This is a genomic window from Acidovorax sp. CCYZU-2555 (assembly GCF_018413525.1).
GTDB lineage: Bacteria > Pseudomonadota > Gammaproteobacteria > Burkholderiales > Burkholderiaceae_C > Comamonas.
Genome location: NZ_JAHCDD010000016.1, coordinates 20,387 through 47,350, shown reverse-complemented (window position 1 = coordinate 47,350; position 26,964 = coordinate 20,387). Strand labels below are relative to the sequence as shown.

The 26,964-nt window shown below is 65.0% G+C and carries 27 protein-coding genes; 9 read left to right on the top strand and 18 right to left on the bottom strand.

All coding sequences use genetic code 11. From position 1 onward, the window contains the following. The first annotated feature begins 316 nt into the window (after nucleotides 1-316). Together KHY18_RS07980 and mqo are read left to right on the top strand one after the other, a co-directional pair. On the top strand, nucleotides 317-1,633 hold the full coding sequence (locus KHY18_RS07980; protein WP_213297562.1) for a dicarboxylate/amino acid:cation symporter: 1,317 nt from the start codon (nucleotides 317-319) through the stop codon (nucleotides 1,631-1,633). A 366-nt stretch (nucleotides 1,634-1,999) separates the two neighbouring features. Continuing rightward, nucleotides 2,000-3,694, top strand: a complete 1,695-nt coding sequence (mqo, locus tag KHY18_RS07975) for a malate dehydrogenase (quinone) (RefSeq protein ID WP_213297559.1) — start codon at nucleotides 2,000-2,002, stop codon at nucleotides 3,692-3,694. Between the two features lie 124 nt (nucleotides 3,695-3,818). Here the strand turns inward: mqo and KHY18_RS07970 are convergent, their stop codons facing one another. Next, complete coding sequence (locus KHY18_RS07970) at nucleotides 3,819-4,709, bottom strand: LysR family transcriptional regulator (RefSeq protein ID WP_213297551.1); 891 nt, start codon at nucleotides 4,707-4,709, stop codon at nucleotides 3,819-3,821. A gap of 165 nt (nucleotides 4,710-4,874) precedes the next feature. Here KHY18_RS07970 and cuyB point away from each other — a divergent pair, with 165 nt between their 5' ends. Beyond that, nucleotides 4,875-5,600: a cysteate racemase gene (gene cuyB, locus KHY18_RS07965; protein ID WP_213297548.1), complete on the top strand. Its 726-nt coding sequence runs from the start codon at nucleotides 4,875-4,877 to the stop codon at nucleotides 5,598-5,600. A 27-nt stretch (nucleotides 5,601-5,627) separates the two neighbouring features. On the opposite strand, the gene KHY18_RS07960 is transcribed toward cuyB, so the two are convergent. Genes KHY18_RS07960 through KHY18_RS07950 form a run of 3 tightly spaced genes read right to left on the bottom strand, consistent with a single transcriptional unit; the run spans nucleotide 5,628 to nucleotide 8,465 of the window. Continuing rightward, nucleotides 5,628-6,863 carry a CaiB/BaiF CoA transferase family protein gene (locus KHY18_RS07960; RefSeq protein ID WP_213297540.1) on the bottom strand — a complete coding sequence of 412 codons (1,236 nt, stop codon included), beginning with the start codon at nucleotides 6,861-6,863 and terminating at the stop codon, nucleotides 5,628-5,630. Between the two features lie 6 nt (nucleotides 6,864-6,869). Continuing rightward, nucleotides 6,870-7,649: an enoyl-CoA hydratase-related protein gene (locus KHY18_RS07955; RefSeq protein ID WP_213297537.1), complete on the bottom strand. Its 780-nt coding sequence runs from the start codon at nucleotides 7,647-7,649 to the stop codon at nucleotides 6,870-6,872. Nucleotides 7,650-7,667: 18 nt separating this feature from the next. Next, entirely contained in the window at nucleotides 7,668-8,465 is a 798-nt protein-coding gene (locus KHY18_RS07950) for a MetQ/NlpA family ABC transporter substrate-binding protein (protein WP_213297534.1), read from the bottom strand. A gap of 140 nt (nucleotides 8,466-8,605) precedes the next feature. Here KHY18_RS07950 and KHY18_RS07945 point away from each other — a divergent pair, with 140 nt between their 5' ends. The 3 genes from KHY18_RS07945 to KHY18_RS07935 all read left to right on the top strand — a co-directional run bounded on the left by KHY18_RS07945 (nucleotide 8,606) and on the right by KHY18_RS07935 (nucleotide 9,692). Beyond that, a complete protein-coding gene (locus KHY18_RS07945; RefSeq protein WP_213297530.1) occupies nucleotides 8,606-8,797 on the top strand; it encodes a hypothetical protein in 192 nt (63 codons plus the stop codon). Nucleotides 8,798-8,886: 89 nt separating this feature from the next. Next, nucleotides 8,887-9,057: a hypothetical protein gene (locus tag KHY18_RS07940; protein ID WP_213297528.1), complete on the top strand. Its 171-nt coding sequence runs from the start codon at nucleotides 8,887-8,889 to the stop codon at nucleotides 9,055-9,057. 161 nt (nucleotides 9,058-9,218) lie between these two features. Then, nucleotides 9,219-9,692: a nucleoside deaminase gene (locus KHY18_RS07935; protein WP_213297525.1), complete on the top strand. Its 474-nt coding sequence runs from the start codon at nucleotides 9,219-9,221 to the stop codon at nucleotides 9,690-9,692. Nucleotides 9,693-9,762: 70 nt separating this feature from the next. Here the strand turns inward: KHY18_RS07935 and KHY18_RS07930 are convergent, their stop codons facing one another. From KHY18_RS07930 to mltG, 6 genes are all read right to left on the bottom strand, one after another. After that, nucleotides 9,763-10,467: an ankyrin repeat domain-containing protein gene (locus KHY18_RS07930; RefSeq protein ID WP_213297523.1), complete on the bottom strand. Its 705-nt coding sequence runs from the start codon at nucleotides 10,465-10,467 to the stop codon at nucleotides 9,763-9,765. Next, nucleotides 10,464-11,270 (bottom strand): TatD family hydrolase, encoded by an 807-nt coding sequence (locus KHY18_RS07925; protein WP_213297521.1) that lies wholly within the window; start codon nucleotides 11,268-11,270, stop codon nucleotides 10,464-10,466. Before KHY18_RS07925 ends, KHY18_RS07930 begins: the two co-directional genes overlap by 4 nt. Before the next feature lie 89 nt (nucleotides 11,271-11,359). Beyond that, complete coding sequence (locus KHY18_RS07920; RefSeq protein WP_213297519.1) at nucleotides 11,360-11,719, bottom strand: PilZ domain-containing protein; 360 nt, start codon at nucleotides 11,717-11,719, stop codon at nucleotides 11,360-11,362. Between the two features lie 46 nt (nucleotides 11,720-11,765). Then, nucleotides 11,766-12,776: a DNA polymerase III delta subunit-related protein gene (locus KHY18_RS07915; protein ID WP_213297515.1), complete on the bottom strand. Its 1,011-nt coding sequence runs from the start codon at nucleotides 12,774-12,776 to the stop codon at nucleotides 11,766-11,768. Further along, on the bottom strand, nucleotides 12,773-13,447 hold the full coding sequence (tmk, locus tag KHY18_RS07910; RefSeq protein WP_213297512.1) for a dTMP kinase: 675 nt from the start codon (nucleotides 13,445-13,447) through the stop codon (nucleotides 12,773-12,775). The genes KHY18_RS07915 and tmk overlap by 4 nt, the downstream gene beginning before the upstream one ends. Before the next feature lie 32 nt (nucleotides 13,448-13,479). Continuing rightward, a complete protein-coding gene (mltG, locus tag KHY18_RS07905; protein ID WP_249728987.1) occupies nucleotides 13,480-14,508 on the bottom strand; it encodes an endolytic transglycosylase MltG in 1,029 nt (342 codons plus the stop codon). 9 nt (nucleotides 14,509-14,517) lie between these two features. Here mltG and ygfZ point away from each other — a divergent pair, with 9 nt between their 5' ends. Beyond that, on the top strand, nucleotides 14,518-15,435 hold the full coding sequence (gene ygfZ / locus KHY18_RS07900) for a CAF17-like 4Fe-4S cluster assembly/insertion protein YgfZ (RefSeq protein ID WP_213297508.1): 918 nt from the start codon (nucleotides 14,518-14,520) through the stop codon (nucleotides 15,433-15,435). Between the two features lie 19 nt (nucleotides 15,436-15,454). Here ygfZ and KHY18_RS07895 read toward each other — a convergent pair whose 3' ends face one another. The 8 genes from KHY18_RS07895 to KHY18_RS07860 form a co-directional block, all read right to left on the bottom strand. Beyond that, nucleotides 15,455-16,135, bottom strand: a complete 681-nt coding sequence (locus tag KHY18_RS07895) for an ankyrin repeat domain-containing protein (protein WP_213297506.1) — start codon at nucleotides 16,133-16,135, stop codon at nucleotides 15,455-15,457. Between the two features lie 34 nt (nucleotides 16,136-16,169). Continuing rightward, on the bottom strand, nucleotides 16,170-17,027 hold the full coding sequence (locus KHY18_RS07890; protein ID WP_213297736.1) for a YbgC/FadM family acyl-CoA thioesterase: 858 nt from the start codon (nucleotides 17,025-17,027) through the stop codon (nucleotides 16,170-16,172). Nucleotides 17,028-17,033: 6 nt separating this feature from the next. Then, entirely contained in the window at nucleotides 17,034-17,963 is a 930-nt protein-coding gene (locus KHY18_RS07885) for an alpha/beta hydrolase (RefSeq protein WP_213297733.1), read from the bottom strand. 216 nt (nucleotides 17,964-18,179) lie between these two features. After that, on the bottom strand, nucleotides 18,180-18,881 hold the full coding sequence (locus tag KHY18_RS07880; RefSeq protein WP_213297499.1) for a hypothetical protein: 702 nt from the start codon (nucleotides 18,879-18,881) through the stop codon (nucleotides 18,180-18,182). Nucleotides 18,882-18,938: 57 nt separating this feature from the next. Next, on the bottom strand, nucleotides 18,939-19,418 hold the full coding sequence (locus tag KHY18_RS07875; protein ID WP_213297491.1) for a hypothetical protein: 480 nt from the start codon (nucleotides 19,416-19,418) through the stop codon (nucleotides 18,939-18,941). An 890-nt stretch (nucleotides 19,419-20,308) separates the two neighbouring features. Next, nucleotides 20,309-22,750, bottom strand: a complete 2,442-nt coding sequence (locus KHY18_RS07870) for an AI-2E family transporter (protein ID WP_249728986.1) — start codon at nucleotides 22,748-22,750, stop codon at nucleotides 20,309-20,311. A 240-nt stretch (nucleotides 22,751-22,990) separates the two neighbouring features. Continuing rightward, nucleotides 22,991-23,848 carry a sensor histidine kinase gene (locus KHY18_RS07865; protein WP_213297487.1) on the bottom strand — a complete coding sequence of 286 codons (858 nt, stop codon included), beginning with the start codon at nucleotides 23,846-23,848 and terminating at the stop codon, nucleotides 22,991-22,993. Between the two features lie 38 nt (nucleotides 23,849-23,886). Then, the gene (locus KHY18_RS07860; protein ID WP_502768517.1) at nucleotides 23,887-24,681 is read right to left on the bottom strand and encodes a LuxR C-terminal-related transcriptional regulator; all 795 of its coding nucleotides are present in this window, start codon (nucleotides 24,679-24,681) and stop codon (nucleotides 23,887-23,889) included. 902 nt (nucleotides 24,682-25,583) lie between these two features. Here KHY18_RS07860 and KHY18_RS07855 point away from each other — a divergent pair. Then, nucleotides 25,584-26,357 (top strand): hypothetical protein, encoded by a 774-nt coding sequence (locus tag KHY18_RS07855; protein ID WP_213297485.1) that lies wholly within the window; start codon nucleotides 25,584-25,586, stop codon nucleotides 26,355-26,357. A gap of 106 nt (nucleotides 26,358-26,463) precedes the next feature. Beyond that, nucleotides 26,464-26,871 carry a hypothetical protein gene (locus KHY18_RS07850; RefSeq protein ID WP_213297472.1) on the top strand — a complete coding sequence of 136 codons (408 nt, stop codon included), beginning with the start codon at nucleotides 26,464-26,466 and terminating at the stop codon, nucleotides 26,869-26,871. The last annotated feature ends 93 nt before the right edge of the window (nucleotides 26,872-26,964 follow it).

The following is a 26,964-nucleotide window of genomic DNA, read 5'->3' as shown; positions in this document are numbered from 1 at the left end:
CCGCGCCAATCCTCAACAGCGGATTGGACTTTCAAACCTTGGGTCGCGCTTTCGCACTGTGCCCAATCTACCGGCAAGATGTCTCCGTTGTTGAAAAGCCTGCTATTTAAAAAATAGCAGGCTTTTTTTGTATCACGTCTACATGCCTCCTGTTTGACTTACCGATGAAATGAAACGAAAGCCCGATGTTTGCGCTTGTGTCGCATTTCCATCGTTCGCGCCGGTTCAGGCTTTCGTCCCATCCCCCTTCTTACCTATTGCCCTATCGCTTTGAGAGCCGCGCCCGCGCGCACGCGTTCGAGAAAACGGAGACAGAATGAAATTCAACAAACTCACCACCTGGGTACTTATCGCGCTCGTCGCGGGCATCGTCGTCGGCTATATCTGCAACACCGCTTTTCCGGCTGAAACCTCCAAGGAAATTGCGAGCTACTTCACGGCGCTGACGGAGATATTTCTTCACCTGGTGAAGATGATCATTGCCCCGCTGGTGTTCGCCACGCTGGTGGTCGGCATTGCCAGCATGGGCGATGCGAAAAGCGTGGGCCGCGTGGGCGCGAAGGCGCTGGGATGGTTCGTCACGGCTTCGCTGATTTCCCTGCTGCTGGGCCTGCTGTGGGCCAATGTGTTTCGGCCGGGCGACGGCACGCACCTGGCCTTGCCGGATGCGAGCGCGTCCACCCACCTCAAGACGGCTTCGCTGGACTTCAAGCACTTCATCGTCGGCATCTTCCCCAAGAGCATCTTCGAGGCGCTGGCCACCAATTCCGTTTTGCAGATCGTGGTGTTCTCGCTGTTCTTCGGTTTCGCACTGTGCACGGTGAAAAGCAAGACCGGCGACGTGATCAAGTCGTTCTTCGAAGAGCTGGTGCACGTGATGATTCGCGTCACCGACTATGTGATGCTTTTCGCTCCCGTCGGCGTGTTCGCCGCGGTGGCCGCGGCCATCACGGTGCAAGGCCTGGGCGTTCTGACGACCTATGCCAAGTTCATCGCGAGCTTCTATTTCGCGCTGGCCACGCTGTGGCTGGTGCTGATCACGGCCGGCTACATCGTGCTGCGCAAGCGGGTGTTCACGCTGCTGAGCCTGGTGAAGGCCCCCACCCTGATCGCGTTCTTCACCGCGAGCAGCGAGGCGGCCTATCCCAAGACCATGGAACAGCTCGAGAAGTTCGGCGTCAAGGATGAAGTCACGGGCTTCGTTCTGCCCATGGGCTACGCCTTCAACCTCGACGGCTCGATGATCTACCAGGCGTTCGCCATTCTGTTCATCGCCCAGGTGTATGGCATCGAAATGTCGTTCGCCACCCAGCTGTCGATGCTGCTGGTGCTGATGATCAGCAGCAAGGGCATGGCCGGCGTGTCGCGCGCCTCGCTGGTGGTGGTGGCCGCGACGCTGCCGCTGTTCGGCCTGCCAGAGGCCGCCCTGCTGCTCATCATGGGCATTGACGTCTTCCTCGACATGGGTCGTACCGCGACCAACGTCATCGGCAACAGCATCGCCACGGCAGCGGTGGCGAAGTGGGAAGGCAAGCTGGGCGAAACCCAGCCGGATACCGACGTGTTGCTGACCGCCGAAGCCAATCCTGTCGAGGCGCACCCAATGGCCCCGACCGGCGGACAGCCTGCATGACCTTGATGCAGCGATGACATTTGCTGTTTAGGCTTTCGATCCGCGCCATGACCGGGCACACTGTCGTCCGCGACGGTGGCCTGCTTCGGCATCAAGCCCGTCACGCGCATCAAAACCGACCACATCCAAGCCATGTGTGGACCATTGCCGATCAGGGCGCCATGCCCGATTGCAGCGATGGAAACGGTTACAGGAGCAAGCGCGGACAGCCGCGATGAATTGCGAGCGCCAGGCGCGCATTCCCTCGACACAGTGATCTGCTGATGCTGCGGCCTGACGGCCGGGCCGGCAATCCGGAGGGGGTGGCGGGCCGTGCGCAATTTTCTTTCTATTCAAACCGATTCGCCAATGCGACGGAGTATGTTCATGCGGAAATTCAAGATATGGGGCGCCAGCCTGCTGGCCCTTTTGGCAATCACGGGGGTACTGTTCCTCTATTGGCCTCTTTATGAGCGCTCGGTGCCCGGCGCCGAGAACGACAAGCCTGTGGATGTGGTGCTGGTCGGCGGCGGGATCATGAGCATCACGCTGGCCACCTACCTGCAGGAACTGCAGCCCGACCTGAACGTGCAACTGTTCGAACGCCTTGACGGCGTGGCCCTGGAAAGCTCCAACGGCTGGAACAACGCCGGCACCGGCCATTCGGCCTTCGCCGAGCTGAACTACACGCCAGAGCTGCCCGATGGCTCGATCGAGACCAAGCGCGCGGTCGGCATTGCCGAGCAGTTCGAAGTCTCGCGCCAGTTCTGGTCGCACCAGGTCAAGCTGGGCCGCCTGCCCCAGCCGTCCGACTTCATCAACCCGACGCCGCACATGAGCTTCGTCTGGGGTGAAGACCGCATCGAATACCTGCGCAAGCGCCATGAGGCGCTGGTCAAGAACCCCATGTTCTACGGCATGCAGTTCACCACCGACGCCGCGCAGATCAAGCAGTGGGCACCGCTGGTGATGGAAGGGCGCGATCCCAACCAGAAGGTCGCCGCGACCTATATGCCCCTGGGCACCGACGTCAATTTCGGCGTGATCACCAACGAATTGACGCGCGGCCTGCAGCGCAACCCCAACTTCAAGCTGCAGGTGCAGCATGAAGTCACGGCGCTGCGCCAGGGCAGCGACAAGATCTGGAACGTCACCGTCAAGGACCTCAAGAGCGGCCAGGAACGCACGGTCAAGTCGCGCTTCGTGTTCATCGGCGCTGGCGGCGCCGCGCTCAAGCTGCTGCAGATGTCGGGCATTCCCGAAGCCAAGAACTACGCGGGCTTCCCGGTCGGCGGCCAGTTCCTGGCGTTCAAGGCACCGGCCGTGGCCGAGCGCCACAAGGTCAAGGTCTACGGCATGGCCGGAACCGGTTCGCCGCCCATGTCGGTGCCGCACATCGACTCGCGCAAGCTCGACGACAAGCCCGTGGTGCTGTTTGGCCCCTTCGCGCTGTTCAGCACCAAGTTCCTGAAGGAAGGTTCGTGGTTCGACTTGTACTCGTCGGTCAACCACAACAACGTGGCCGGCATGTTGAAGGTCGGCAGCGAAAACCTCGATCTGGTGAAGTATCTGCTGCAGCAGGCCGAACTGAGCGACGCCGATCGCCACGCCGAGCTGGTCAAGTATTACCCCAACGCCAAGCGCGAAGATTGGCAACTCGTCACCGCCGGCCAGCGCGTGCAGATCATCAAGAATGATCCTGAAAAGGGCCCCATCCTGCAGTTCGGCACCGAAATCGTGACCGACCAGGACAAGACCATCGCCGCCCTGCTGGGTGCCTCGCCAGGCGCCTCCACTGCGCCGCCGATCATGCTCAACCTGCTGGCCCAGGCCTTCCCCAAGGAGATGGAAGCAGGCTGGAAGGAAAAACTCAAGACCATCGTTCCGTCGTACGGCCGCAAGATCAACGACAGCGCGGCCCTGACCAACGAAATCCGCGCCATGACAGGCCAGGCACTGAAGCTGCCTTACCTCGAAGTGCCGGTAAATGCCCAGGGCGCCGTGGCAGACAAGGCGCCTGCCGCGCCGGCTGCACCAGCCGTTGCACCGCGCAACGCCAACACGGAAATGCAAGCGCTTTAAACCCGCTCAGCGCCGGGAAAACAGGAGCCGTCGCAATGGCGGCCCCTTTTTCTCCCCCAGCGCAGCCCGACGACGCCCGATGCAATCCATCGGGCGTTTTCAATGGTGCGGCCCTTTCCGCCGCTCAGACGCTGGTGGTCGCGGCGCGCATGGCTTCGATGAAGTCGTCGACCGGGCGCTGAGACATCTCGCCGCGCGGCATCAGTGCGCGCACTTCCACCGGAATTTCAGGCGTCACGGTGCGCACGTGCAACTCCGCCACCTGGCTGGCCTTGGCCGTGAACGAGTCGATGATGGCCGGCCCGAAACCCTGCTCGGCAAAGACCATGGCGATGTGGTGCGTCTGCACCGACATTCCGCCCACGGGCTGCGCCTGCATGCGCGAAAACTGGTCCGCCAGCATGGCGCCCAGCGGGTCGCGTTCATCGATGCGGATGAAAGGCTCGCGCATCAGCTCCTCGAGCGCCACGGTGCTGCGGCGGTCGTCCCCCTTCTTGCCCACGCGCGACACGCAGACCAGCCGGCCCGTGGCGATGTGCGCCTCGTTCAAACCGGCATGCATCACATTGCCATAGACGATGCCGACATCGCCTTCCTGCAGCGCGATCGCGCGCGCGATCTCGTTCGAGTGCAGGGTCCGCACCGACACCGCGATCTTCGGGTGGCGCTGGCGAAACAGGCTCAGCGCATCCGGCAGCGCCCGTATCGCCAGCGAAGGAACAATGAGAATGCGCAAGCCCTTGCTCGAATCGTCTTCGCCCAAGGCCTGGGCCAGGCGCTTGACGCTCTCGAGCTGCGTCATGAGTTTCTGCACTTCCACGTAAAGCGCATGCGCTTCGCGCGTGGGCACGAGCCGGCGCCGCTGGCGCGTGAACAGCTGGTAGCCCAGCTGCAGCTCGGCGAGCTGCAGGCTTTGCGTCGCGGCCGGCTGGGTCACATGCAGCAGCTTGGCCGCAGCGCTCACGGTGCCGGTCAACATCAATGCATTGAACACTTCTATGTGCTTGAGCCGCATGCGGTCATCCTTTCTGGCGGAGGCGGGATATTAGCTGGGCTTATGAACTGCGGCGAGACTGCTATGACACGAACCCTGTGCGTTTCATAGGATTGAGGCATGCAGATTCGCCACCCCAAATCACCGAAGACCGCCTCGCGCAGGCGCTTTCATTCCAGAGCTTCCATGACCTTAGGCGACGGTACATTGCCCGGCCTGGTCGGGGTGCTCGGCGGCATGGGGCCGCTCGCAACGGTGGACTTCATGCAGAAGATGGTCGCGGCCACGCCAGCGACACGGGACCAGGAGCATGTGCCCGCGCTGATCAGCTCCATCCCGCAGATTCCTGACCGCACCCAGGCGTTCCAGGGCCAGGGCGAATCGCCCTTGCCCGCCCTGGTCGCCTGCGCCAGGCGGCTGGAGGCCGCGGGTGCAGGCGTGATCGTGATGCCGTGCAACACGGCCCACCTGTGGTTCGACGCGATCCAGGCCGCGGTGGCGATTCCCCTGCTGCACATCGTTGACGCGACGCTGACGATGGCGGCGGCGGCCAGCGGCGATACACCCCGCGTGGGCCTGCTCGCGACCGAAGCGACCATGGCATCGGGCCTGTACACGGACCGCCCGTACGGCAAGGCCGTGCAGTGGTTTCTGCCCACTGCCAGCGAAATCCGCGAATGGATCACGCCTGGCATCGCGGCGGTCAAGGCCGGCAGGCTCGATGAAGGGCATTGCCTGCTGGTTCAGGCCGCAAATGCGTTGCATGTCCGCGGTGCGGCCGCCGTGGTTCTGGGCTGCACCGAGGTTCCGCTGGTGCTCAATGACGCAAACGCACCCCTTCCCACGATCGATGCGACGGCGGCGTTGGCGCGCAGGGCCGTCGAATGGTCACGGCACGCGCGCAGCGTGTGAAGCGCTGCGTGTGTCTGCGGCCTGGCTTCAGGCGACCTCTGTCGCCCCCACCAGTGCATGCACCGCATTCGCCTTGATCAGCGCATCGATTTCGGCTGGCGAGACATCGAACTCCTTGAGCAACTCCAGCGTGTGCTCGCCATACAAGGGCGCGCCGCGGTCGGTCACGCCATTGCCGCCGGAGAACTTGATCGGCAGGCCCAGCGACTGAATTTCGCCAGCGACAGGGTGCTTGACGTTGATGACCATTTCACGCGCCGCGGTCTGCGGATCGTCGATCACTTGCTGCATGTTCAGCACGGGGCCTGCGGGCACGCCCTGGCGCTCGAAGCGCAGCACCCAGTTGGCGGTGGTGTCAGCGGCCAGCGCCTCGGAGAGGATCGCTATCAGCTGGTCACGGTTGCGCATGCGGTCGGCATTGGTCGTGAAACGCGCATCGGCCAGCAGTTCGGGAAGCTCCACGGCGCGCGTCAGGCCCTGCCATGTGGCCTGGCTCACGGCGCCCACGTTCAGCCAGCCGTCCTTGGTGGGCATGGCCTGGTAAGGCGCGGCCACGGGATGGGCCGAGCCCATGGGGCCTGCGGACTCGCCCGTGGCAAAGGCCATGGCCATCTGCCAGTAGGTGTGGATCATCGAGGCTTCGAACAACGAGGTGTCCAGGTACTGGCCCTGTCCCGTGCGCAGGCGTTCGATGTAGGCGGCCAGAATGCCGCTGGACGCCAGAATGCCCGCAGTCACGTCGCCAATCGGCACGCCCACCTTCACCGGCGGGCGGCCCTCGCCTTCGCCGGTCAGGCTCATGAGGCCCGACATGCCCTGGGCGATCAGGTCATAGCCGGCGCGCTGGGCATAGGGTCCGGTCAGGCCGAAGCCGGTGATCTTGCAGTAGATCAGCGCCGGGTTCAAGGCGCTCAGCGCGGGGAAGTCGAGGCCCAGCTTTTCCATGGTGCCCGGGCGGAAGTTCTCGATCACCACGTCGGAAGACTTGATCATCTTCTTGAGCAGTTCGACACCGGCGGCATTTTTCAGATCGACCACGATGCCGCGCTTGTTGCGGTTGACCATCATGAACGCGGCCGACTCGCCGTTGATTTCAGGCGGAGTCGCGCGGCGCGTGTCGTCGCCGCCCGGCAGCTTCTCGACCTTGATGACATCGGCGCCCATGTCGGCAAGCAGCAGACCCGCGACCGGGCCGGCCATCACGTTGGTCAGCTCGATCACGCGCAACCCGGCCAGAGGCCCTTTTCTTTTCACTATCGACATAACTGACTACTGACCCTTGAAAACCGGTTTTCTCTTCTCCAGAAAGGCCTTGAAGCCCTCCTGGAAGTCCTCTGTATCGAAGCAATCATAGGCCTGGTTGCGCTGCGCTTCATCGAGCGGCTGGCGCGAACCCATGCGCGCAATGAATTGCTTGTGCCAGCGCGCCGACAAGGGCGCGAGCTCGGCGATGTTCTTCACGCTGCGCGCGATCTCGGCCTCGAACTCCTCGCCGGGCACGCTGCGCGCGACCAGGCCCTTCACATAGGCTTGCTCGGCATTGAGCACCCGGCCTTCGAACAGCAGCTCATAGGCGACGCTGGGCGTGGCGATGGCCAGCAAGGCTTCGAGCTCGGGATAGGCGAGCACGCCGCCCAGGCGACCGATGGGGATGCCGAACTTGGCATCATTGCTCGCGATGCGGATGTCGCAGCAGGCGGCCAGCTCCAGGCCGCCGCCTATGCAGGCGCCCTGAATGGCAGCGAGCGTGGGCACGGGACAGGATTTGAGCAGCCGCATGGCGCGGTGGGCCTGCTGGCCGAACGCAATGCCCTTTTCCTTGGACGAGCGCAACTGCTCGAATTCCTCGATGTCCGCGCCGCTGCCAAAGGCCAGTGCGTCCGCGCCGCGCACCACGATGCAGCGCAGCTGCTCGTCGGCGTTCAACACTTCAAGCCTGTCGGCCAGTTCGACCCACATGGCCTGGCTGATCGCATTGCGCTTGGCGGTGTTGTCGATGAGCAGACGGGCCACATGGCCGTCGCGTTCCTCGGTGATTTTTCCCGTCACGTCATTGTTCCCGGTAAATCAGAAGGCGGGAACGATGGAGCCCTGGAACTCGGCCTCGACGAACTTGCGCACGTCTTCGGACTGGTAGGCCTTGATCAATTCCTTGACCCAGGGCTTGTCCTTGTCCTTGGTCTGCACGGCGATCAGGTTGGTATAGGGAGAATCGGTGGATTCGCGCGCAATCGAATCCTTGGTCGGATTGAGCTTGGCGGCGATCGCGTAGCTGGTGTTGATGACCGCGCCGTCGAGGTCGTTGAGCGCATGCACCAATTGAGCGGCGTCGAGTTCACGGATGCGCAGCTTCTTGGGGTTCTCGACGATGTCCAGCGGCGTCGCCTTGATGTCCACGCCGGGCTTGAGCTTGATCAGGCCCTGTTGCTGCAGCAGCAGCAAGGCGCGCCCGCCATTGGTGGGGTCGTTGGGCACGCCGATCTGGGCACCGACCTTGAGTGCGTCCAGGCTCTTGATCTTCTTGGAATACAGCGCGATCGGCAGGATCACGGTATTGCCCACGGCCGACAGCGCATAGTTGCGGTCCTTGACCTGCTGGGTGAAATACGGCGCGTGCTGGTAGGCATTGGCCTGCAGCTCGCCCGATGCCAGCGCGGCGTTCGGCTGGATGAAATCGCTGAATTCGACGATCTTGATGTTCAGGCCGTTCTTCTTGGCCGCGGCCTTCACGGCTTCCAGGATCTGCGCATGCGGGCCAGCGGTGACGCCCACTTTGATTTCCGCGCTCTGGCTGAAGGCCGTTGCCGAGAACAGTGCGCAGGCGGCCAAAGCCACGGTCGATTTGAAGAGATTACGTTTATTCATAGGAAGCGATAGGATCTATCGACAAATCCTATCGTTTACACCTAGGCACGCCAAATACAGAAATCTCATTTCTTTATGCGGCGGCTTGCATCCCCGCTCTCATTTCTGCATGCTGTGCGCAACACCCAAGGAGTACGCACATGCCACGCAGCGAATCGTTCAAGTCGGAAGAAGAAGCCCATGCCCATGCGCAGCAGGCAGGCCTGAGCAGCTACCAAGTGGTTGCAGAACCCGGGCCGCTATCAGAGAGCATGCCGCTGGGCGGCCAGGACGGCATTCCCGCGATGCGTTTCTTCATCGAGTACCTGGACCCGGAGCGTCCAGGGGAGTGAACCGCGGTGGCGTGAATCGGCGCAGCGCTCCTACAAATGCCAAGGCCGTCTTGCCCCACGCTGGGAACACCAACGCAAAGGACCGGGACATGAACAAGCCGCCAGCATCGCTGCCAGAAGACGAGGATATGGACCCCGTGGGCAAGCCCTACCCCGAACAGGAACCGCTCACGCCCGACGACACCAAGCCTGCCGACGGCGACGATCCGCCAGACCCGACGTTCTCGCCGCACCGCGAGCCGGATATCGCGCCCGACTGAAAACCCGACGCGGCACGCGTCGGCGATGGCAATAAAAGGAGCGCAGCAGGCGAGGATGCGCCATGTGGCGGGCACAACATGCAGAGAATAGACAAATACCATCTTGATATTTGTTTTCCAGATACTTCTCGATGTCCCCGGCCCACCAAGGAAACCGCCCCATGACGAACGACAACCATTACTTGCTGCAAGCCGTCGCGCTGGCGCGCGCCAACATCGCCCAGGGCGGACGCCCTTTCGGCGCGGTCGTGGTGCGCGATGGCGCGGTGATCGCCACCGGCGTCAACGAAATCCAGGCCACCAACGACCCTACCGCCCATGCCGAGATGACGGCGCTGCGCGCCGCCAGCCGCCGGCTCGGCTCGCCCGACCTGAGCAGCTGCGCCGTCTATGCCAGCGGACATCCCTGCCCCATGTGCATGGCCGCGATGCGCATGTCCGGCGTGCGCAAGGTCGCCTATGCCTACTCCAACGAAGACGGCGCGCCGTTCGGGCTGTCGACCGCGGCCGTCTACGAGGACCTCGCCAAGCCCTTCGACCAGCAGTCCATGGCGATATGCCACCAGCCCGTGCGCACATCGGGCGAACCCAACCTGTACGCCGAATGGGCACAGGCACGCAACACGCAGGCGTAAGCCGGTGCAGGCCTCTGCCTTGCTGCCTGCGGCAGGGACCGGGGAATGGACCTGCAGGGCCTGGCGCCGCTCACCAACCCGGTCGGCGCGCCGGTTGGGCCGCGCTGGGCTGGCGCTTCTGGGCCTGGGTCAGGGTCTCGACCAGGTAGTCGCGCGAGGCCTGGCGCGCGAAGTCCACGGGAGTCCAGCCGCGCTGGTTCTTCGCGCGCGGATCGGCACCATACTTGAGCAGCTGGGCGACGACATCTTCCGAGCTGTATTGCGCGGCCATCATCAGCGGCGTCGTGCCGTTGGGCGATGGCGCGTCGACCTTGGCGCCCTTGCGCACCAGCAGTTGCACGAGCGCCAGGCTGTCGGGCAGCGCGGCCGAGGCCGCGTAGTGCAAGGCGGTCCAGCCATCTTTGTCGACCGCGGCGCCGCGCTCGAGCAGCTTGCGCGCGAGCGCCAGATGGCCCTTGATGGCGGTCATCATCAGCGCGCTTTCGCCCTGGGCGCTGACTTCATCGAGGCGTATGCCGGGCGACTGCAGCAGCACTTCGAACACGCGCAGCGAATCGCGGTGCAGCGCCGCCACCATGCCGGGGCGGCCGCGCGAATCCTTGGTGTTTGGGTCGGCGCCATGAAAAATCAGGTCGACCATGGTCTTGGGGTTGTCCTGGATCAACGCGCGCTCGAAGTCCAGCGCGGCGTCGGCCCGGGCCAGGCCCGCAAGGCCCAGGGCGCTGGCGGCGCCCACGGTTTGCAGCCAGATGCGGCGGGTGTGCAGTCGGGTCATGAAACCACTCCCTTGAACAAGGCGTCGAAGTTGGCGCTGGTCAGCGCCGCGATCTCTTCGACCGGCATGCCGCGCACGGCCGCGATCTGCTTGGCAACGTAAGGCACATAGGCCGGGCTGTTGGTCTTGCCGCGGTAAGGCATGGGGGCGAGATAGGGGCTGTCGGTCTCGATCAGCATGCGGTCCAGCGGCACGAAGGCCGCGACGTCGCGCAGATGCTGCGCGTTCTTGAACGTCACGATGCCCGAAAACGAGATGTAGTACCCGAGGTCCAGCGCCGCGCGCGCGACTTCGGCGGTTTCGGTGAAGCAGTGCAACACGCCGCCGGCCTGGTCGGCCGAGCCGTCTTCGCCTTCCTCGCGCAGAATGCCCAGCGTGTCGTCGGACGCGCTGCGCGTGTGGATCACCAGCGGCTTGTGACAGGCGCGCGCCGCGCGAATGTGCACGCGAAATCGTTCGCGCTGCCATTCGAGGTCGGCAATCGTGCGCCCGCCCTTGCGGTCTTCCATGCCATAGTAGTCGAGGCCGGTTTCACCGATAGCCACCACGCGCGGCAGCGCGGCGCGGTCCAGCAGGTCCTGCACACCGGGCTCGGTCATGTCTTCGGTGTCGGGGTGCACGCCCACGGTGCACCAGAAGTTGTCGTAGCCCGTGGCAAGCGCATGAACGTCGGGAAACTCTTCCATGGTCGTGCAGATGCACAGCGCGCGGTCGACCTGGGCCTGGGCCATCGCGGCACGGATTTCCGGCAGATTCTGCGCGAGCGCGGGGTAGTTCAGATGGCAGTGGGAATCGGTAAACATCAAAAAACTCTCAAAACAAAAATGCCGATCCACGACTGCGGCGCATTCGCGCTGCCCGCGGATCGGCATGCAGCCGCAACAATACGCTGCTACACCGTTTGCGTGGCCTTGTCCCAGGACAGCGCGTTACCGAGAATCTGCTCGATCTTGGCTTTGAGCTGGTTCGACTTCTCGTCCTGGGGAAACTGTATGCCTATGCCTTGGGTACGGTTGCCCGCGGCACGCGCGGGCGTGACCCAGGCGACCTTGCCGGCGATCGGGTAGCGCTGCGTGTCTTCGGGCAGCGTGAGCAGCACGTAGACATCGTCGCCCAACCGGTACTCGCGCGGCGTGGGCACGAAAATGCCCCCGCTGGCGAACATGGGGATATAGGCGGCGTACAGGGCGGCCTTTTCCTTGATGGCCAACTGCATGACGCTGGGACGCGGCGTGGTGGGGATCTGGCTCATGGGAATTATTGGAATTGGCTTGCTCGGGGCCGCAGAATGCGGGCCCTCATGGCCTGGAGTTTAGGACGCTTCGGCCCCGCGCGACAAGCGCTTCGAGCATCAGGCCCGCATTGAAGGGGTGTTCGGCGGTGCGCAGCGCGGCCGTCAGCTCCTTGCTCCAGGCCGCGAGCAGCGCCAGGGATGCGGGCACGGGCAGGTCATTGGGCGCGAAATAGCGCGGCGCGGCGCCGCTGGCGCGCGCCAGTTGGTCGTGGCAGATCTTCTGCAGCACGCCTATCACCTGCGCCGGCGCAAGATCGGCGAACGCCGACACATCGCCCTGCGACAGCGCCCGCGGAAGATGGGTCCAGGCCTGGGCCGGCTTGCCGCTGCGCGCCAGCGCCAGCGCGTCTTCGGGGCGCCCGCCCGAGGCCTTGAGAAACGCCTGCGCGGCCGCGGGCTCCAGGCCCTGGGCTTGCAGCCAGTCCAGCATTTCAGCGTCCTGGGGCCAGCCCATGGTGTGGATCAGGCAGCGGCTGCGAATGGTAGGCAGCAGTTGGTGGGCGGATTCGCTGGCCAGCACGAAGCGCACGTCGCCGGGCGGCTCTTCAAGCGTCTTGAGCAAGGCATTGGCCGTGATCGCATTCATCTGCTCGGCTGGATAGACCAGCACCGCCTTGCCGCGCCCGCGCGCGCTGGTGCGCTGCGTGAACTCGACGGCGTCGCGCATCGCGTCGACACGGATTTCGCGGCTGGCCTTGCGCTTCTTGTCGTCGATATCGGCCTGGGCCTTTTCCGACAGCGGCCAGCCCAGCGCCAGCATATGGGTCTCGGGCATCAGCACGCACAGGTCAGCATGGGCACGCACGTCGATCGCATGGCAGCTGCGGCATTGGCCGCAAGCCTGGCCGTCGACGACCGCCTCGCAAAGCCAGGCGCGGACCATTTCCAGTCCCAGGGCGTATTGACCCAGGCCCGAAGGCCCCTGCAGCAGCCAGGCATGGCCGCGCTGGGCCAGCAGCGCCTGGCGCTGGGCCGCGATCCAGGGCGCGACCACGGCGCGCTCGGCGGCGCTCATGCGCTGTCCTGGTCGGCGGGCGCGGCCGGCAGCCAGCCACGGCCCGCGAACGCGGCCTGCAGTTGGCCCCAGACCAGCGCGCGCTCGTGGTTGGCATCGATGCGCGCAAAGCGCTGCGGCGCGGCCGCGGCGCGGTCGGCATAGCCTTGGGCGACACGGCGGAAGAACTCGAGCGGCTGGGCTTCGAAGCGGTCGGGAACGCGCGCATGCGCGAGGCGTTCGGCCGCGACTTCGGGCGGCAGATCGAACCAGACCGTGAGATCGGGCTCGCGCAGTTGCAGCGGATCGGGCGCGACGCCGGTCTGCACCAGGCGCTCGAGCTGGGCCAGCGGCGCCAGATCGAAGCCCCGGCCCGCGCCCTGATACGCGAAGGTGGCGTCGGTGAAGCGGTCGCAGAGCACGACATCGCCGCGCGCCAGCGCGGGCTCTATCACCTGCACCAAATGATCGCGCCGGCCCGCAAACGCCAGCAGCGCTTCGGTCAGCGGGTCCATGGCGTCATTGAGCAGCAGCACGCGCAGCTTCTCGGCCAGCGGCGTGCCGCCGGGCTCGCGCGTGAGCACCACGCGCCGGCCCTGGGCAGTGAATGCCGCGGCCAGGCCGCTGATGTGCGAGGACTTGCCCGCGCCATCGATGCCTTCAAATGAAATAAACAGGCCGGTACGGCTCATCGTCAAAAATCCTCAATGCGGCGGTCGCTGGGTCAGCGTCCGCGCTGGTAACGGTTCACAGCCCTATTGTGCTCGTCGAGCGAAGCACTGAAGTGGCTGCTGCCATCGCCCTTTGCAACAAAATACAGCGCCGGCGTGGTCGCGGGCTGCACGGCGGCCATCATCGACGCCTTGCCGGGCATGGCAATGGGCGTGGGCGGCAGGCCGTTGCGGGTGTAGGTGTTCCAGGGTGTATCGGCGCGCAGGTGGCTGCGGCGCAGATTGCCGTCGAAGGCTTCGCCCAGGCCATAGATCACCGTCGGGTCGGTCTGCAGCGGCATGCCTATGCGCAAACGGTTGATAAACACGCCCGAAATCTGCGCACGGTCGCTCGCGCGCCCGGTTTCCTTCTCGATGATGCTGGCCAGCACCAGTGCGTCGTCGGGCGAGCGCAGAGGCAGGTCGGCGGAGCGCATTTCCCAAACCTGCGCCATGCGCCGGTCCATCGCGTGCACCGCGCGGCGCAGCACGGCCAGGTCGCTGCTGCCCTTGGCATAGGTATAGGTGTCGGGAAAGAACCGGCCTTCGGGCGCGACGCCGGGTTTGTCCAGCGCAGCCATCAGCGCTTCGTCGCTCAAAGCCGCGCTGTCCTGGCGCAGGAATTCCTCGCGCGCCAGCGCGGCGCGCACCTGGCGCCAGTTCCAGCCTTCGACCAATGTCAGCGCACGCAGCGACTCTTCGCCGCGCGCGAGCTTCTGCAGCAGCTGGTAGGGCGTCGTGCCTGCGGGAATCTCATAGTTGCCGGCCTTGATCAGCCGGTCCTTGCCCGACAGGCGAAACCAGGCGTAAAGCAGCCGCGCATCGGTCTGCACGCCCGCCTGGACCACATTGCGTGCGACACCGCGTGGTGTCGTGCCCGGCTCGATCTCGAGCTCGAGCGACGGCGCGCTCTGCGCCAGCGGCTGCAGCAGCCACCAGGCAGCCGCGCCCCCGGCGACCAGCGCCATCAACAGCAGAAAAAGCAGTCCTTGAAAGAATCTACGCACAACCTTTACCGTCCCATGAAAGTGACCGGGCATCATAATTCACCCATGACCCAGTCCTTTCATGGCATTGCCCCCATTTCCCACCTCGGCGTGATTCGCGTGCAGGGCGAAGACGCCGCCAGCTTTCTGCACAACCAGCTCACGCAAGACTTCGCGCTGCTCGACCTGCAGCATGCACGCCTGGCCGCGTTCCTCTCGGCCAAGGGCAGAATGCAGGCCAGCTTCATCGGATTCAAGCGCAGCGCCACCGAAATCCTGCTCATCTGCAGCCAGGATCTGCTGGCCACCACGCTCAAGCGCCTGTCGATGTTCGTGATGCGCGCCAAGGCCAAGCTCAGCGACGCGACGGCCGAATTCACGCTGTACGGCCTAATAGGCGACGCCGTGGCCGCGACGTCGGGCCAGGCCCAGGCCGCGCCCTGGGACAAGCAGGACCTGGGCGAAGCCCAGCTAGTGCACCTCTACCCCGCGGCCGGCCAGCCGCGCGCGCTGTGGATCGCGCCCGTGGGCACGGCCCTGCCCCAGGCAGCCGCGCTGCCCGCCGACATCTGGCTGTGGAGCGAAGTGCAAAGCGGTGTGGCCACGCTCACGGCGCCGCTGTTCGAGCTGTTCGTGCCGCAGATGCTCAACTACGAATCGCTGGGCGGCGTGAACTTCAAGAAGGGCTGCTACCCGGGCCAGGAAATCGTCGCGCGCAGCCAGTTTCGCGGCACGCTCAAGCGCCGCGCCTATATCGTGCAGGCCGATGCAGCGCTCGAAGCGGGCATGGAAGTGTTCGCGGCCAGCGACGCCGAGCAGCCCACGGGCACCGTGGTGCAGGCCGCGCCCGCGCCTGAAGGCGGCTGGCTCGCACTGGTATCGATTCAGATCGCATCGGCCGGCGAAGCCCTGCACGCCGGCAGCGCCAGCGGACCGGCGCTGGCGATCCAGCCCCTGCCCTACGCGCTGCTCGACGATATCTGAGGCCGCAAGCCCCTGACGCTCAGCGCGCGCCCGCCGCGCGCAGAATGCTTTCGGTCTCGGTGTGTCCGCGCTGCACCGCATGCTGCAGCGGCGTGACGCCTTCGGCGTCCGCGAGCTGCACGTTCGCCCCGGCGTCGATCAAGGCCTGAACAATCTGCTGGTGGCGCGGCCCGCCGTCGCTCAGGATGATGGCTTCGAGCAGCGCCGTCCAGCCCAGCCGGTTCACATGGTCCACGGCCACACCGGCGTTGATCAGCCGGCGCACGGTTTCGACATGGCCGCGCTCGCTCGCCGGAATCAGCGCCGTGCCGCCATAGCGGTTGGTGCTGCGCAGATCGGCGCCCTGGGCCAGCGTCATCGTCAGAATCTCGAGATGGCCGCGCGCGCCCGCATACAGATAAGGGCTGTCCTGAATCTGGTCCTTGGCATTCACATCGGCACCCGCGCCGATCAGCGCCCGCGCCGCCTGGATATGGTTGCCGTGGGTGGCGACCAGCAAAGGCGTGCGGCCCTGGGCATCGCGCGCATCGATGGCCGCGCCCTGGGCCAGCAACTGCCAGATGGCGGGCGCGTCATCGCGCCCCGCCGCCTGGTGCAGCGGCGTGGAAACCGCGGCCGCCGTTGCCGCGGCGTTCGGCTGGGCCTGGACCTGAGGCAGACCCAGCACCAGGGCGGCGCTCAAAGCCAATGAATTGCGCATGGAATGGCCCAGGTAAGGTGAAGGAGTACGGGCTTCAGAAACCGCGCACCATGGTGATGTGCTCTATGCCCGCTTCGTCGTAGGGCTCGCCCTGCACGCTGAAGCCCGCGCGCAGGTAGAAGCCTTCGGCGCTGCGCTGCGCGTGCAATTGCACTTCGCGGTCGCCACGCGCCTGCGAGGCCGCGACCAGCGCGTCCAGCACCTGGCGGCCCAGGCGGCTGCCGCGCAGATCGCGGTCCACGGCCAGACGGCCTATGCGGCCCACGCCCGGCGACTCGGTGATCAGCCGGCCCGTGGCCACGGCCTGCTCCAGGCGGTTGTAGACGACCACATGGCGTGCGGCTTCGTCGCGGCCGTCGACTTCGAGCGCGACATCGATCTGCTGCTCGCGCACGAACACGTCGGTGCGCAGGCGCAGCGCTTCGCGGCCCAGCAGATTCCAGTCGCCCGAACGCAGTTCGGTGAACGCGCGGCCGGCTTCGAAATCGTCGATCAGCGAGCGCAGCGCAGCGGGCACGGGCTGGGACTTCTGCGTCGCCGGGTCGGCGAACACATAGACCAGCTCGACGCTGGAAAGCAGCGCCGCGCCGCTGAAGATGCCGATCTCGAAGCGCAGCGACGAATTGCCGATGGCGGCGCAGCGCACGCCCACGTCGAGCACATCGCCGTAGCGCGCCGACGCGTGGTATTCGACCGTGGCTTTCTTGACATAGAGTTCGCCGCCCAGCTTGGCAAAGCCGCTCTCGTAGGGCAAGGCCAATGCACGCCAGTACTCGCTGATGGCCGTGTCGGCATACATCATGTAATGGGCATTGAAGACGATTTTTTGCGCATCCACTTCAGCCCAGCGCACGCGCAGGCGGTGAAAACAGCGAAACGATTCTCGGTGCAACATAGCTCAGTTCTCCAGTCCAAATGCCAAACGCAGCGCGCGCGCGCAGTCTGCATGGGCCTGGCGCGCTTGGGCAATCGCGCGGCCCATCTTGATGAATTCGTGGGTCACGCCGCGGTAGATTTCGAGGTCCACGGCCACGCCCGACGCGCGCAGCTTGTCGGCATAGGCCACGCCTTCATCGACCAGCGGATCGCATTCGGCCAGGCACACGAAGGCCGGCGCCACGCCTTCGAGGTCGTGGGCATTGAGCGGCGCGAAGCGCCAGTCGTCGCGGTCCGCGGGGCTGCGCACATAGTTGCCGAAGAACCAGGTGATGCTGGCCTCCTCGAGCACCATGCCGTGCGCGAAGCGGCGGTGGGAATCGGTGTCCTGGTGGGCGGTCGTGCCCGGGTAGATCAGCAACTGCAAGGCCAGCGTGAGGCCTGCATCGCGCGCCAAAATGGCGTTCACCGCGGCCAGCGTGCCGCCCGCGCTGTCGCCGCCGACAGCCAGGCGCGCGGGATCGGCGCCCAGCGCCTGGGCGTTATGCGCCAGCCATTGCAAGGCATCCCAGGCATCGTTGCTGGCCGTGGGAAAGCGGTGCTCGGGCGCGAGCCGGTAGTCCAGCGACACCACCATGCAGCCCGCCAGGCGCGCGAGTTCGCGGCACAGCACATCGTGGGTTTCCACGCTGCCTATGGTGAAGCCACCGCCGTGCAGATACAGCAGCACGGGCAAGGGGCCGGCCTCGGCCGCTGCGGGCGCATACAGTCGCGCGAGCATGCCATGGCCGTCGCGCGTGGGCACCTGCAGGTCTTCGACGCGCGCCAGCGCGGGCTTGGCGATTTCGAGCACGCCCGAGCCCGCGGCATAGGCGGCGCGTGCGGCTTGCGGCGACAGGCTGTGCAACGGCGGGCGCCCGGCCCGCTCCATGCGGCGAATCACATCGCGCATCTGCGCGGTCAACAAATTTTGGGGAGCATTCACGGTAAGCAGGGCACAGTGCTGCAGGCCTCCAGGCGGTACCCACCGAAGGCAAGCACAGCAGATTGTACAAACAAGGGATAAGCCGACACCGGCAGCCGCCATCATGCCGCAAGCCGCGCCCCATTCGCGTCTCGATGGGCACAGCGCTGCACGCCGGTCGCTGTACAGGCGCGCGCGCCACCGTCAATCGCAGTGCTGCTGGAAGTTCACCGCCACCGGACTGGAAGCGTCATAGCCCAGCACCACGGCCACGCCCTCATAGCGGCACAGGCCCTGCACGGCAGGCTTGGCGGGCGCCACACCCATGGTTGACCAACGCACGGGAGGCTGCGGCGTTTCTTGCCACGTGACCTGCGACTCGTGCGGATACTGCCGCCAGCGCTGCGCCGGCTGCATGGCCGGATTGGCGGGCGCGACATCCTTCTCCATAGGGTACTGCGGCCAGCGTTCATAACCCGAATAGTTCGCATCGGGCGTTCGCTGCGCCTTGGGCGCACGCCAGAAGTTGCGCCGCACTCCGGCCCAGTCCCGGCCCGAATAGAAACCCGAAGACACACGACCTCGATACCGGGCACCGGCGCCCGCTGCCGTATGCGGTTTGCCCATGGTGGCAAAGGCATGCTGCTGCTGCGCCACGACAATTCTGAAGCCCGAACTGTGATGCAAGGCCGCGCGCCCGCTGCAATCGGCGCCCAGTTCCAATGGTCGGTGCAGTTTGGGCGGCGTTATGTCGCTCAAGGAAATCTGCTCGGCATCGATCGCCAGCCGAAACGCGATTTCCTTGGCCATCATTTGCTTGAGCAGCAAAGGGTCGGCGGGCGCCAGGGCGCAGGCCAGGCAGCATGCCGGCACCGTCACGGCAGCGCTTCCCAGCACGGCGATCACCAGCGGTTTTCTTGAAGTTTGCACGCGATTCTCCTTGCAGACAACGTTGCCCGGCCCTCAGCGACAGCGGCGGCTGAAATGCACGGCCACGGGGCTGGTGTAATCGAACCCCATCACCACCGCGACACCTTCATAGATGCATTGCCGCGCGGCGGGCCGCAGTGCCGCGCTGCCGGGCGGCATGCGCTCGATGGCCGCGGGGGACTCGGTGAGCGACGGCCGCTCCGGTATGGGCATGGGCCCCGGGCCCGGACGCAGAGTCTCTTCCCAGCGAAAGCCCGCGCTATGGTGAAAGGCGCCCAGTCCACTGCAATCCGCGCCCAGCGCAAACGGCATGTGCAACTGCGGCGGCGAGATGGCGCTGGCCGGAATACGCATGGGAGCGATGCCCAGGCGGTGGGCGATCTCCTTGCGCATCATTTGCGTGATGCGCTGCGGATCGGCAGGAACGAGCGAACAGGCCAAACTGACGGCCGAAGCCGTGAAGGCGGTGATGCCGACCATGGCGGTGGCTAGACGACGCAAATGCATGGGCATGGGTTCTCCTTTGCCATCAAGAAGAAGAAGTGGCCGCTTGCAGCGCGGCCACGGGCGCAGGCCTGGCCGTGCTCAACGGCAGCGGCGCTCGAAGTTCACGGACACCGGGCTGGAATAGCCATAGCCCAGCACGACCACCACGCCTTCATAGACGCATTGGCGGCCCTGACCGGGCCATGGCCTGGGTCCGCCGCCCGGCGGCCAGCCCGGCCGGGGGCCGCCGTCGGGCCCGGTGCCGGGCCAGGGATCAGGGCCAGGGCCAGGGCCAGGGCCAGGCCCAGGCCCAGGCCCAGGCCTGGGTCCAGGACCGGAACCAGGGCCCTGGCGTCCTGGTTGCCAGATCCGGAAACCCGCTGTGTGGTGATAGGCGCCTAGCCCGCTGCAATCGGCGCCCAGACCCAGCGGAGTGATCAACCGGGGCTCTGTGATCGCATCGAATGGAATCTGCTGGGGCCGCATTCCCAGCCGATAGGCGACTTCATTGGTCATCATCTGCTTGATCCTGACCGGATTCGCTGGCGCGAGCGTGCACGCCATGCTGGACACCGACGCCAATGCGGCGACCGCCCCCACCAGCGCCGTTGCGAGATGGCTGATCTTGGGTTGCATAACTGTTCTCCTTGCAGACAAAACACGTCCCTTCCCGTGACGCAACGCGTGCTGGCAGCAGCAGCGACGTCATTTGCAGTATGGGAAGGGCCGAGGCTCGCGCCAAAAGAACAACTGTTGGCAGTGCTGGCATCGCTTGGCCCGCACAGGCAATTTCGCAGCCGCTTTTGCAGCCGCCGCCCCTCTGGCATGGCTTGCCATTGCAGGATCAAGACGCAGGGAATGCAAAAACGCCGCGCTGACCACCTTTTGCAACAGTGGCTGGCCGCGACGCGCCTGGCTCAGACCATTGCCGGCCCGGCACCCGGGCCCAGAAGCGGGCCAGGTGCAGGCGCGTCAGCGGGTTCGGCCGGCGCGGCCGGCCCCGCGTCCGACGGCGGCGGCACTTCGGCGCTGCGCGAGAGCGCGGCCTGCAACTGCCGCGCCATGTCATGCAACAGCGCGAACTCGTTGGGCGCGAGGCTGCGCGGCACGGTGTCCATGATGCAGAAGCTGCCCAACACCATGCCGTGGCGGTCATGCAGCGGCACGCCGGCATAAAAGCGCAGCCGCGCCGACTGCAGCAGCGGGTTGTCGGCAAAGCGCGGATCGCGCGCGATGTCTTCCACCTGCAACTCATTGTCGTCATGCACCACATAGGAGCAGACCGACAGCGCGCGCTCCAGGCCGCCGCTGTGCGTGCTGTCGCGTGTCGAGGTCAGCAGCGTGCCCGGCGTATGCACCCAGTCGGAGTCCACCAGCGAGACCTGGGCAAAAGGCACATGGAACGCATTGGCCGCGTGCACCACCATGTCATGAATGGTTTCCGTATGGCTGGTATCGAGCCAGCCGCTGGCATTGAGCGCCGCCACCCGCGCCGCATCGCCCTCGCCCACCGGCGCGGCGCGCGGCCCGGCATCGGATGAAGCGGCGAGCAAGGCATCGGCACGCAGCCGCAATTCGCGCACGCTGGTGGTGATCGCCTGCACGCCCAGCTGGGCCGCGGCGCTTTCGACGAGCAGCGCGGGCGGTGCATTCCACAAGGCCAGCACGATGCGCAGCCCGGGCCAGCGCCGGTGCAGCCGGCGGCAGATCTGCCGCACCTGGGCCTCGGGCTGTGGCGTGAAGACCGACAGGCACAGCAAATCGACTTCGCCCCAGCTCGCATCGTCGGGCGCCTGCATGCGCGCGCTCAGCGCATGCGCCGAATGGCTAGCGGCATGGCCGCTGAGGGTCAAAGCATGCGCCATCGCGGACGCCGCGAGCGCATCGACTTCCCAGCGCGCGCCCACGCAGTGCACGCGCGGGCGCGGCGCGGCATCGGCATCGGCCGGCGCGCGCGCGGGATACTGCTCCGCCAGCTCGGCCAGCAGCAGCTCCATGCCCTGGGCCAGACGCAGCCGGTGCTCGGCCGTGGCAGCTCCCGTGTGGTGGCTGGTGGCCACGCGCAGCGCGGGCATCACCACATCGTCATACAGCCGGGTCACGCCATCGCTGACCTGCGCCGGCGTAGGCTTGGGTGGCAGCAGCGCATCGACGGTGTCGGTGCACAGCTCGATGGCCTCCTCGACATCGCCACCCAGCAAACGCTGATAGAGACGCCGCGGCGCATCCAGCACGGGCGCGTTGCCCAGCAGCACTTCCATGAATTTCAGCGCCGGCAGGTAGCGCCCCAGAACCAGCAGACACACCGTCAGCGGCGTCGACAGGATCAGGCCCACGGGCCCCCACAGCGCGGTCCAGAACGTGGCCGCGAGAATGATCGACAGCGTCGACAGTCCGGTGCTCGTGCCGTAGAGCCAGGGCTCGACCACGTTGTTGCTGATCAACTCGAGCAGCAGGATCAGGCACAGCGTCCAGAGGAACATGTTCCATCCGGGATCGACCGCAAACGCCAGCGCCAATGGGAAAACCGCCGACACCATGGGCCCGACGTAAGGCACGAAGCGCATGATCGCCGCGACCACGCCCCACAGAATCGCGCCGGGCACGCCGATGAACCACAGCCCCGCGGCCATCGGCAGCCCATAGCTGGCATTGACGATGAACTGCATGCGCAGATAGCGGCCTATGCGCTCGGACGCTTCATCCAGCGCATTGGTCGCCAGATGCAGGTTGCCGCCCATCAGCCGCACCAGGCGGTCGCGCAGATCATCGCGATCGAGCAGGATAAGCACCACGAACAGCAGCACGATGCCGGCCATCAGCACCGGTTCGCTGACCCTGTCGAGCCAGGCCGTGAACTGCGCCATGGGCTTGAGCTCCACCGGCTGGATCTCGACCTTCTGCACGCGCGGCGCCGGGGTGCGGCTGCTGGGGCTGGTGATTTCCTTCTCGACCGTATCGTAGGTCTTGCGCGCGCCATCCCATACGCTGGGACCGCTGATGTACTTGCGCAGATCGCGCAGCTTGGTGCGGATGGTGTTCTGGTAGGTCGGCAAATCTGCGCTCAACTGGCTGACCTGATTGCCCAGATAGGCCCCCATGCCGCCGAGCGTGCACAGCGTGACGGCCACCACCAGCAGCGTGGCCGCCATGCGCGACAGCCCCCAGCGCTTGAGCCGGCTCACGGCGGGATCGAGCAGAAAACCCAGCAGCAGCGCCAATGCGAGCGGCACCAGCAGGTCGCGGCCGAAAAACAGGCCTGCAATGACCAGCGCCGCAATCAACAAGCCGATGAGCACGCGCAAGGCCGGCAGCATCGATGCGAGCTGGGCCAGAACCGGCGATTCGACGGGTGCCATCTCCGGCGCATCGGCGCGGGCACGCGCAGCTTTCGTGGGCGCAGCCGATGCAGTGGTGGGCCGTGGCACCGATGGAGCAGCCGATGCAGGGTCAGTGAAAGTCTCGGGCATGGCTTGGACGGTGGGTGAGAGAGGGAAGCAGCAAGCGTCCATTGCATCCCAAACCACTGCGCACGCCTGTCAGCCGGGACCTCGAAACGCCCTCAGCAGCGGATGGATGAGTGCAGCGTGCGGCACAGATCAGTGCTGCGCCGCGGTCACAGGCCAGTACACATGGACACACACGCCCCGCCCGCTGATTCCCGCGCCGCGCTCCAGACGTGCACCGGCGCGCGCGGCGCGGTGGGCCATGCCCTGCAGACCTTTGCCTGCCGACGCCTTGCCCGCCGCCGGGGGAATGCCCACGCCATCGTCGCGCACGCGCAGATGCCATTCTTCCGCGTGCTGCTCCAGCGTGACTTCGAGCTGCGTGGCCTGCGCATGCTGCAGCATATTGCTCAAGGCCTCCTGCACGATGGCGGCAATGTGCTGCGCGGGCTCGCCCGTGAACAATCCCGGCGCGTGGCTGTCGGGAACATCCCACTGGCAGTGAATGCCGCGGCGCTCCAGCACCGGCTGCAGGCGGTGGCGCAAAATGGCCAACCGGTCGGTGAGCATGCTCTGGTCACCGTCCATGCTGTCTACCAGCAGCCGCAGATCGAGCAGGCAATGCTCGAGCACTGCATGCAGCTGGACTTGGCGTGTGTCGCGGGTGTCCAGCAGCATGGACGCGTTGACCAGTTGCGAGCCCACGGCATCGTGCAGCGCACGTGCAATGCGCTGGCGTTCCTGCTGGATCTCGCGCGAGGGCCGCGGGTTGCGCCGGCGGCGCCAGACCCAGGCACGCCGGGCCTGCAAGCCCAGCCAGGCGCCGACCAGCAGCCAGCTCGCCAGGGCCAGGCCCAGCAGAACCTGAAACCAGGGATCAGAGTTTGGCTGGAATCGGCCAGCGCCCATCAGCCAGCACAGCAGGCCAAAGGGAAGACACCACAAAAGCAGTGCCACCAGCGCCAGCAGCGCGGCCAGGTCGGCACGGCGCAGGGGTCGATGGCCGAACATGTTTTGCCCGCAATTGCCGTGGCCTCAGCACATGCACATCAGAACATCCCCCGCAGCGATGCAAAGCGCACGGCCTGCGCACGTGTACGCACCTGGAGCTTGCGGTAGATGTTCTTGATATGGGTGTTGACGGTCATGCTGCTGATGGTCAGCCGCACGCCGATTTCCACGCTGGTGTAGCCCCCGGCGACCATGCGCAGCACTTCGCGCTCGCGCGCCGAAAGGCGTTCGGCCTCGTCGGGCTGGCGCCGGCGCTCTTCCTCGACGGCAGTCTTGTCTGCCGTTTTGTCAAAACGCTGCAGCAGACGGCGTGCGAGGTTGGGCGTGATCGACGCCCCGCCGTTGGCGACCTGCAGCACGGCCATCGGGTAGTTGCCGAACCAGGAATTCTTGACCAGGTAGCCAGTGGCGCCGAGCTCGAACGCGCGCAGCACGAGATCGTCACTTTCCATGATTGACACCACCACGGCTTCGGCCGAAGGATGGTGGGTCTTCATGAAGTCGATCAACTCAAGCCCTTCGCCATCGCCCAGGTGCATGTCGACCAGCATCACATCGAAGGAATGCTGGCGTATCGCCTTGCGCCCTTCCTTGATGCTGCTGGCTTGTGCGACCAGCAAGGTGCGTTCATCGGCCATCAGCTCCTGCGCGATCACCATGCGGATGTGCGCATCGTCATCGATCAGCAGCACGCGCACCGGCTTGTCCAGCTGCCCAACGAGGAAATCCGGCCAGACCCGGGCACTCGGACGCGCCGGTGCGGCGGAAAAAGCATGCAACTGCAGGGGCTCGGCAGTTGAGGCACCAAGTGAGCTTGCAGCTGGCGGCGCCAGGGAAACGTCAACGGGCATCATAAGAACTCCTTCGACAGAGACAAGCGATTGCTGCTGACAGCGGAGGCCTAGCCGCCGCGTTCATTCATCCGTCCAAAAGATAATGAAACAAGTCTCTACATCTTTTTTCAGAATTCAGATTTAATTTCAATAGTTACTTTTAGTAACAATTCAGGAGGAACCCTTAGACCTCCTCCTGTCACCTCAGGGAAACGGTCTGCAGCAGGCTACCCCATGGTGCGCAATTCTGCTCCGCCACCACGGGATGCGCGCAGGCCAACCAGACAGCTTTGCGACAGACCGAGCAACAAGACTGCACAGAAAGAACGGCGCGTCGCATCGCCGCATTGAAGCGTGCCGCCAGAGGCATCTGGCGCGGTGGCCAGGTCCATATGCAGAGACATATTCCGATCACGCGCTGGTGCACATCGAGCTACAGCATCTGGTAACCAAGCGTATGCGTTCGCCAGCGGCGCCAAGCCCTGCGCACGCAGGCTTGCGCGGCCCTGGCAAGCTCAGGCCAAGTCGTTCCGAGAGGCATCACCCAGGACAGCCGCATCAGAGGCATGCAGCTGGCGCAGAAATGACAAAGGTTCAACTATTCACTGTAATTTTCAAAAGATTCAATTTGTTTCAAATAATCCGGGCTCGTTGTAACTTTTATTTTCATAGCAAGCGATGCGACAGCCGTGCTGAATTTAGCTATTCGTGGGCCAAGGTGGATAGTAAAAACCGCTATTCAACGGTCGCATTTGTGGTGATTGAGGCGCTGCGAACAAGCGCTGAAACTGGACCCCGACAAAGCCAAGGTTTGCAGCCCTGGCCAAGTCTAGATCCGGGGGGGGAGATGGAAGTACACCAATCTCACCGCGGCATTTGTTGGCTCTTCTAGGAGAAATCTCATGAAATCGCTTGCCTTCTTTGCCCTCAGCGCTATCGCCACGGCTGCCATGGCGACACAGCCCGTCAGCACACCCACACTCAAGATCAGTGGAACTTCCGTCCAAGTCGCGTCGGTCAATGGCGGCAACGTGTCAAACACTGCCAAAGACTACGCTTATGCGAACCAGAACATCGCATCCAACAAGGGCGGCGTCGAGATCAAGGGAACTTCGTCACAGACCGCCGTCCTGACCCAGGCGAATGTCACCAACGACGCCCGGTCTGCCGGGGATGTCGCCGTGCAAAACCTGGCGTCCAACGTCGGCGACGTGACCGTCGACAAGAGCTACTGGCTCACCGGCAGTTCCACACAGACGGTCTACATCACCAACGGCTCCATGACCAATGAAGCCGACAGCGGCAGCGGCTGCTACGGATCCAACTGCCGGGATGCGGCACTGGCCTATCAGAACGCCGCCAGCAACATGGGCGACATCAGCATCAGCGGCACCAGCGTCCAGTCCGTCGGTGTCTCGGGCTACGGCACCAAGGTCAGCAACGAAGCGGACGGCAAGAGCACTGCAGCCATCCAGAACCTGTCGTCCAACTATGGCAAGGTCGCCATCACGGGCTACTCCAACCAGAGCACCAGCATTCTCAATGGCGCTCAGGTCGCCAACCTGGCCCGGGGCACGCATGCGGTGGCAATCCAGAACATTGCCTCCAACGATTCCTGCGACCCTCCTCCAGCTGTTTGCGTAGGTCCGGCCTGCGGCCCCTTCGCAATGCGCTGAGCCACTGGGCTCGGCACCGACCGGCGTCGCACGCGCCGGTCGAGGCGTACCGGATCGGCTTGCCGATCCGGCGCCTTGGCTGAAGTATCTGCCAGGAGAATTTCTCATGACTTACTTTCTTCGCTCTCTGCACCTCGGGGCTTTGCTGTGCCTCCTGGCGCCCATGGCACCAGCGACTGCGGCCCCTGGTGAGGACCCGGTGACGATCACCGGCCGCGTGACCTACCTGCAACTGCCCACCGCACCGGCTGTGCGCTCCGGCAATGTGCAGTACCGCAAAGATCTCTCCGATGACATCGCTGCCAAGGTCAGCCGCTACACGGCAAAGGCCTACTCGCCGAATCTCGGCCAGATCAAGACGGAAAAGGATGTCGTGCAATCCGTCCAGACCAATGGCACGCAAACCACTTGCTATCAATCGATAGGCAGCGTGTCGGCACCGGGCGGCGTACAGACAATGAACAACGAACAAGTGGTGGTCTTGCGCGGCGACGTCATCAATATCTGCAATTGAAGCAGGCAGCGCCGCGCATCGCCAAATATCCCGAAAACATGGTTGCACCAAGGTCAGTAATAAGAGGTCATCATGGAACACACGACATACGCT

Coding starts and splice junctions, on each gene's coding strand:
- KHY18_RS07875 (WP_213297491.1), bottom strand. CDS start 19,418: ATGCCCATGCATTTGCGTCGTCTAGCCACCGCCATGGTCGGCATCACC.
- KHY18_RS07930 (WP_213297523.1), bottom strand. CDS start 10,467: ATGACCCGACTGCACACCCGCCGCATCTGGCTGCAAACCGTGGGCGCC.
- KHY18_RS07865 (WP_213297487.1), bottom strand. CDS start 23,848: ATGTTCGGCCATCGACCCCTGCGCCGTGCCGACCTGGCCGCGCTGCTG.
- KHY18_RS07915 (WP_213297515.1), bottom strand. CDS start 12,776: ATGAGCGCCGCCGAGCGCGCCGTGGTCGCGCCCTGGATCGCGGCCCAG.
- ygfZ (WP_213297508.1), top strand. CDS start 14,518: ATGACCCAGTCCTTTCATGGCATTGCCCCCATTTCCCACCTCGGCGTG.
- KHY18_RS07950 (WP_213297534.1), bottom strand. CDS start 8,465: ATGAATAAACGTAATCTCTTCAAATCGACCGTGGCTTTGGCCGCCTGC.
- KHY18_RS07970 (WP_213297551.1), bottom strand. CDS start 4,709: ATGCGGCTCAAGCACATAGAAGTGTTCAATGCATTGATGTTGACCGGC.
- KHY18_RS07885 (WP_213297733.1), bottom strand. CDS start 17,963: ATGCGCGATGTGATTCGCCGCATGGAGCGGGCCGGGCGCCCGCCGTTG.
- KHY18_RS07850 (WP_213297472.1), top strand. CDS start 26,464: ATGACTTACTTTCTTCGCTCTCTGCACCTCGGGGCTTTGCTGTGCCTC.
- mltG (WP_249728987.1), bottom strand. CDS start 14,508: ATGATGCCCGGTCACTTTCATGGGACGGTAAAGGTTGTGCGTAGATTC.
- KHY18_RS07870 (WP_249728986.1), bottom strand. CDS start 22,750: ATGGCACCCGTCGAATCGCCGGTTCTGGCCCAGCTCGCATCGATGCTG.
- tmk (WP_213297512.1), bottom strand. CDS start 13,447: ATGAGCCGTACCGGCCTGTTTATTTCATTTGAAGGCATCGATGGCGCG.
- KHY18_RS07895 (WP_213297506.1), bottom strand. CDS start 16,135: ATGCGCAATTCATTGGCTTTGAGCGCCGCCCTGGTGCTGGGTCTGCCT.
- KHY18_RS07935 (WP_213297525.1), top strand. CDS start 9,219: ATGACGAACGACAACCATTACTTGCTGCAAGCCGTCGCGCTGGCGCGC.
- mqo (WP_213297559.1), top strand. CDS start 2,000: ATGCGGAAATTCAAGATATGGGGCGCCAGCCTGCTGGCCCTTTTGGCA.
- KHY18_RS07925 (WP_213297521.1), bottom strand. CDS start 11,270: ATGTTTACCGATTCCCACTGCCATCTGAACTACCCCGCGCTCGCGCAG.
- cuyB (WP_213297548.1), top strand. CDS start 4,875: ATGACCTTAGGCGACGGTACATTGCCCGGCCTGGTCGGGGTGCTCGGC.
- KHY18_RS07855 (WP_213297485.1), top strand. CDS start 25,584: ATGAAATCGCTTGCCTTCTTTGCCCTCAGCGCTATCGCCACGGCTGCC.
- KHY18_RS07960 (WP_213297540.1), bottom strand. CDS start 6,863: ATGTCGATAGTGAAAAGAAAAGGGCCTCTGGCCGGGTTGCGCGTGATC.
- KHY18_RS07940 (WP_213297528.1), top strand. CDS start 8,887: ATGAACAAGCCGCCAGCATCGCTGCCAGAAGACGAGGATATGGACCCC.
- KHY18_RS07980 (WP_213297562.1), top strand. CDS start 317: ATGAAATTCAACAAACTCACCACCTGGGTACTTATCGCGCTCGTCGCG.
- KHY18_RS07945 (WP_213297530.1), top strand. CDS start 8,606: ATGCCACGCAGCGAATCGTTCAAGTCGGAAGAAGAAGCCCATGCCCAT.
- KHY18_RS07920 (WP_213297519.1), bottom strand. CDS start 11,719: ATGAGCCAGATCCCCACCACGCCGCGTCCCAGCGTCATGCAGTTGGCC.